This is a genomic window from Streptomyces sp. TRM64462, from assembly GCF_013362995.1.
Lineage (GTDB): Bacteria > Actinomycetota > Actinomycetes > Streptomycetales > Streptomycetaceae > Streptomyces.
Genome location: NZ_JABWDV010000117.1, coordinates 1 through 4,813 on the forward strand (window position 1 = coordinate 1; position 4,813 = coordinate 4,813).

The following is a 4,813-nucleotide window of genomic DNA, read 5'->3' on the forward strand; positions in this document are numbered from 1 at the left end:
CCGCCCGGGCCGCTCAGCCAGGCGCCGCTGTCCAGGACGAACGCGACCGCCGCGCCCGCCCGGTGCCGCATCCGGCCCGCGACCGCCGCCTGGTCCTCGTCCAGGTCCCCGACGAAGGCGATCAGCAGGCCTTCCCCGCCGCCCCGCAGTACGTCGTACGCGCGCGTGAGCCCGTCCTCGTCGGAGTGGTCGACGACCGCGAGCGTGTCCATCATCAGACCTGCCGCGTCCGCCGCGTCGTGCCCCGACGACACGTACCCGTCCGAGCCGTCGCCGGGCAGCGCGTCCCCGGTGTCCGTGAGCAGCCGGACCGCGTAGCCGCGCTCCAGCATGTGCCCGACGACCGACGCCGCGCCCGACACGGCCCACTCGAACGCCGAGTCGGGGCCGCCGCCGTCGTAACCGACCGCCCTGGTGTCCAGCAGCACCGTGCACCGCGCCCGCTGCGGCTGCTCCTCGCGGCGCACCATCAGCTCGCCGTACCGCGCCGTGGACCGCCAGTGCACCCGGCGCAGATCGTCGCCGTACCGGTACCCGCGCGGGATCACGTCGTCGTCGCCGGCCTGCGCGAGCGAGCGCTGCCGCCCCTCGCCGTACCCCGGAGCCTCACCGGCCAGCCGGACCGGCGGCAGCGGCTCCGTGCGCGGCACGACCGTCAGCAGGTCGTACGCGCTGAAGGAACGCGTCAGCTCGCACATTCCGAACGGGTCGCTCAGCCGTAGCTGGAGCGGCCCCAGCGGATATCGCCCGCGCAGATCGGAGCGGACCCGGTACGAGACCTCCCGCTTGCCGCCCGGCTCCACGCGGTCCAGCACGAACCGGGGCCGCGGCCCCAGCACGTACGGCACCTGGTCCTGGAGCATCAGCAGCCCCGTGGGGAGCCGCGACACGTTGTCCATCCGCAGACGCACCCGCGCCTCGTCGCCCGCCGGCACCCGCTGAGGGCTGAGCCGCCGCGTCGCGGTCACCCGGTAGCGGGTGCGGTACAGCACGGTCACGCACACCAGCGGCAGCACCGCGAGCAGCAGCCCGACGCGCAGCAGATCGGCCTGCCCCAGCACGTACGCGCAGACGGCCGCCGCCACGCCCGCGGCCAGGAACGACCGGCCACGCGTGGTGAGCCCACTGAGCGCGCCCCGGACCCCGCCCTTCACGGCACCGCCCGCAGCCCCGGCGGGCCCGTCGGCGGCCGGCTGCCCCGCGGCGGGTCCCCCGGCCGTCATCACAGCCGCCGCAGGCCGGGCTGCCGCTGGCCGAAGTACGCCTCGGAGGGCTGCGTCGCCACCGCCGGCACAGGCGTGCGCTGCAGGATGTCCAGGACGACCTGCTCCGCGGTCCGCCGGTTCAGCTGGGCCTGCGCGGTCGGCAGCAGCCGGTGCGCCAGCACGGGCACGGCGAGTCCCTGGAGGTCGTCGGGCAGCGCGTACTCCCGGCCGCTCAGCGCGGCGGACGCCTTCGCGGCGCGCAGCAGATGCAGCGTCGCGCGCGGGGAGGCGCCGAGTCTCAGGTCGGGGTGGCTCCGCGTCGCCGCGACCAGGTCCACCGCGTACCGCTGGACGGCGTCGGCGACATGCACCGTACGGACCGCCTCGACGAGCTTCACGATGTCATGGGCGTGCGCCACCGGCTGGAGGTCGTCCAGCGGGGACACCGACCCGTGCGTGCCGAGCATCCGCAGCTCGGCCTCCGCGCTCGGGTAGCCGATCGACACCCGGGCCATGAAACGGTCCCGCTGCGCCTCGGGAAGCGGATACGTTCCTTCCATCTCCACCGGGTTCTGCGTGGCGACCACCATGAACGGGCTCGGCAGCTCGTACGAGTGCCCGTCGACGGTGACCTGGCGCTCCTCCAGCGACTCCAGCAGCGCCGACTGCGTCTTCGGCGATGCCCGGTTGATCTCGTCGCCGATCACGATCTGCGAGAAGATCGCGCCCGGCTTGAACTCGAACTCGTGCCGCTGCTGGTCGTAGACCGAGACACCCGTGATGTCCGACGGCAGCAGGTCCGGCGTGAACTGGATCCGCCGCACCGAGCAGTCGATGGACCGCGCCAGCGCCTTGGCCAGCATCGTCTTGCCGACGCCCGGCACATCCTCGATGAGCAGATGCCCCTCGGCCAGCAGTACGGTCAGCGAGAGCCGTACGACCTCGGGCTTGCCCTCGATCACACCCTCCACCGACCGGCGGACCCGCTCCGCTGTGGTGGTCAGATCCGCGAGGCTCGCTCGATCGTCATAGGTCGTCACCCGGCCCTCCTCGGCCCTTCGTTCATGGGCCGGTGCACGGCATACGGCACGGCCCACCCAGAAACACGGACACCGCCCCCGGCGCGCTCGGCGCGTTCCGGAGGAGGTGTCACCCCCGCATTCTTGTTGGCGTACAGCGCGGTGTCACTCGGCTGTGGATAACTGCGGGTGATATGTCAGGGGTTGATCCGGTCCGTACGGCGGTCGGCGCGGGTCAGCGCGGGTCGGTCGGGTCCACCTCGCGGAGCAGGCCCGTGCTCACGTCGAAGACGAAGCCGCGGACGTCGTCCGTGTGCTGGAGGAACGGCGAGGTCCGCACCCGCTGCATCGACTGGCGTACGTCCTGGTCGACGTCACGGAACGCCTCGACCGCCCACGTCGGACGCTGCCCCACCTCCTGCTCCAGCTCGTCGCGGAAGCCCTCGGTGATCACCTCCAGGCCGCACCCGGTGTGGTGCACGAGCACGATGCTGCGCGTGCCCAGCGCCCGCTGGCTGATCGTGAGCGAGCGGATCACGTCGTCCGTGACGACGCCACCCGCGTTGCGGATGGTGTGGCAGTCGCCCAGGTTGAGGCCCAGCGCGGCGTGCAGGTCCAGACGGGCGTCCATGCAGGCCACCACGGCGACCTTCAGCACAGGCCGCGCGTCCATGCCCGGATCCGTGAACTTCGATGCGTACGTGCGGTTCGCCTCGATGAGCCGGTCGGTGACCGTCTCGCCGGCGTCTACCTGGTCGGTCGAGAGATGCGCGGAAGTCGACATAGCTATGACGTTAATGGTCACGCCCCGCGCGGGCGCGCTGTGAGAGGGGACAAAGACCGCCAACGAGTCTTGTTGTGAGGTAACCCACAAGAGCGAGGCGGCTGCGGCCGGAAGGGTGAAGCATCCCGATTGCTCCCCCTGTGCTCACCCTCCGGAGACGCGCTGGCCGGTTGATTGACCGCGCGGAGGAGTGGACTAGAGTGGCGCGAAGTTCACGGGAGACTGCGGAGATATCGAGCGAATTCCGACCCGATTTCCGGCGGTTTCTCCTCCGCGTGTGCGGGCGGTACGTACGAGCGCGGAACCGGCAGTACGTACGCCGCGCCGGACCTGAGAGGGCAGATTGAAAGGGCGCGATGGGGGTGCCGCCGGTGCCAGCCCGGCGGACCTCCCCGACAAGGCGGAGCTCCCCGGCGATCGCGATGGCGACGGCGACGGCAATCGCGATGGCGAGGGCGACCGCGGACGGCCCGACGGAGACGCGAACGGGAACGCCCGGCACGTCCCCGTGATGCTCCAGCGGTGCCTGGACCTGCTCGCCCCGGCACTGGAACGCCCCGGAGCCGTCGTCGTCGACTGCACCCTCGGCCTCGGCGGCCACAGCGAGGCCCTCCTGACCCGCTTCCCCGAGGCCCGGCTCATCGCCCTCGACCGGGACACCGAGGCCCTGCGCCTCTCCGGCGAGCGCCTCGCACGCTTCGGTGACCGCGCCACCCTGGTCCACGCCGTGTACGACGAGCTGCCCGACGTCCTCGACCGGCTCGGCGTCCCGCGCGTCCAGGGCGTCCTCTTCGACCTCGGCGTCTCGTCCATGCAGCTCGACGAGGCCGAGCGCGGCTTCGCCTACGCCCAGGACGCCCCCCTCGACATGCGCATGGACCAGACGACCGGCATCAGCGCCGCCGAGGTCCTCAACACCTACCCGCCCGGCGAACTGGTCCGCATCCTGCGCGCGTACGGCGAGGAGAAGCAGGCCAAGCGGATCGTGGCGGCCGTCGTGCGCGAGCGCGAGAAGGAGCCCTTCACGCGCAGCGCCCGCCTCGTCGAGGTCATCCGCGACGCCCTGCCCCAGGCAGCCAAGCGCACCGGAGGCAACCCCGCCAAGCGGACGTTCCAGGCCCTGCGTATCGAGGTCAACGGCGAGCTGGCCGTCCTGGAGCGGGCGATCCCGGCCGCCGTGAAGGCCCTCGCCGTCGGCGGGCGCATCGCCGTCCTCTCGTACCACTCGCTTGAGGACCGCCTCGTCAAACAGGTCTTCGCGGCCGGCGCCGCCACCACGGCACCGCCCGGACTGCCGGTCGTGCCCGAGCGGTACCAGCCACGGCTCAAGCTGCTGACCCGCGGCGCCGAACTTCCCACAGAGGAGGAGGTCGCCGAGAACCGCCGGGCCGCACCGGCCCGACTGCGCGGTGCGGAGCGGATCAGGGAGGACATGTGACGAAGGCGGGACCCCTGAAGGGGCGCGCGGCGCGGCTGGCCCGGTTCATGCCGTCCGGGCCGAGCACGGCCGCCCGCACCCCTTTCGTCCTGCTCGTCGTCCTGCTGCTCGGCGGCGGCCTGATCGGCCTGCTGCTGCTCAACACGTCCCTCAGCCAGGGCTCCTTCAAGCTGAACGAGCTGAAGAAGAAGACCACCGAACTCACCGACGAGGAGCAGGCCCTCCAGCGCGACGTGGACGCCAGATCCGCCCCCGACGCCCTGGAACGCCGCGCCCGCGAACTCGGCATGGTGCCGGGCGGCGCCCCCGCGTTCCTGGAACCCGACGGTACGGTGCGCGGCCTGCCCGGCCCGGCCCCCGCGCCCAC

4 protein-coding genes and 1 pseudogene are annotated in these 4,813 nt (G+C 72.4%); 2 read left to right on the forward strand and 3 right to left on the reverse strand.

Features of this window, described 5'->3' with window-relative positions; all coding sequences use genetic code 11:
* From HTZ82_RS05580 to HTZ82_RS05590, 3 genes are all read right to left on the reverse strand, one after another.
* Positions 1 to 1,223: DUF58 domain-containing protein (locus HTZ82_RS05580; protein WP_175408150.1), on the reverse strand; the 1,223-nt coding region annotated here is incomplete at its 3' end.
* Positions 1,223 to 2,245: a MoxR family ATPase gene (locus HTZ82_RS05585; protein WP_175408151.1), complete on the reverse strand. Its 1,023-nt coding sequence runs from the start codon at positions 2,243 to 2,245 to the stop codon at positions 1,223 to 1,225. The genes HTZ82_RS05585 and HTZ82_RS05580, both read right to left, overlap by 1 nt.
* Positions 2,246 to 2,459: 214 nt before the next feature.
* The gene (locus HTZ82_RS05590) at positions 2,460 to 3,008 is read right to left on the reverse strand and encodes a carbonic anhydrase (RefSeq protein WP_254711646.1); all 549 of its coding nucleotides are present in this window, start codon (positions 3,006 to 3,008) and stop codon (positions 2,460 to 2,462) included.
* A gap of 493 nt (positions 3,009 to 3,501) precedes the next feature.
* Here HTZ82_RS05590 and rsmH point away from each other — a divergent pair.
* Positions 3,502 to 4,446: pseudogene (rsmH, locus tag HTZ82_RS05595) on the forward strand (16S rRNA (cytosine(1402)-N(4))-methyltransferase RsmH); the annotation flags it as partial.
* A 47-nt stretch (positions 4,447 to 4,493) separates the two neighbouring features.
* The coding region (locus HTZ82_RS05600) for a septum formation initiator family protein (RefSeq protein ID WP_217623703.1) at positions 4,494 to 4,813 on the forward strand (320 nt) is incomplete at its 3' end.

What these genes read in the sequence shown, in the direction of transcription:
- HTZ82_RS05590 (WP_254711646.1), bottom strand. Translation starts at nt 3,008, where the DNA reads ATGTCGACTTCCGCGCATCTCTCGACCGACCAGGTAGACGCCGGCGAG.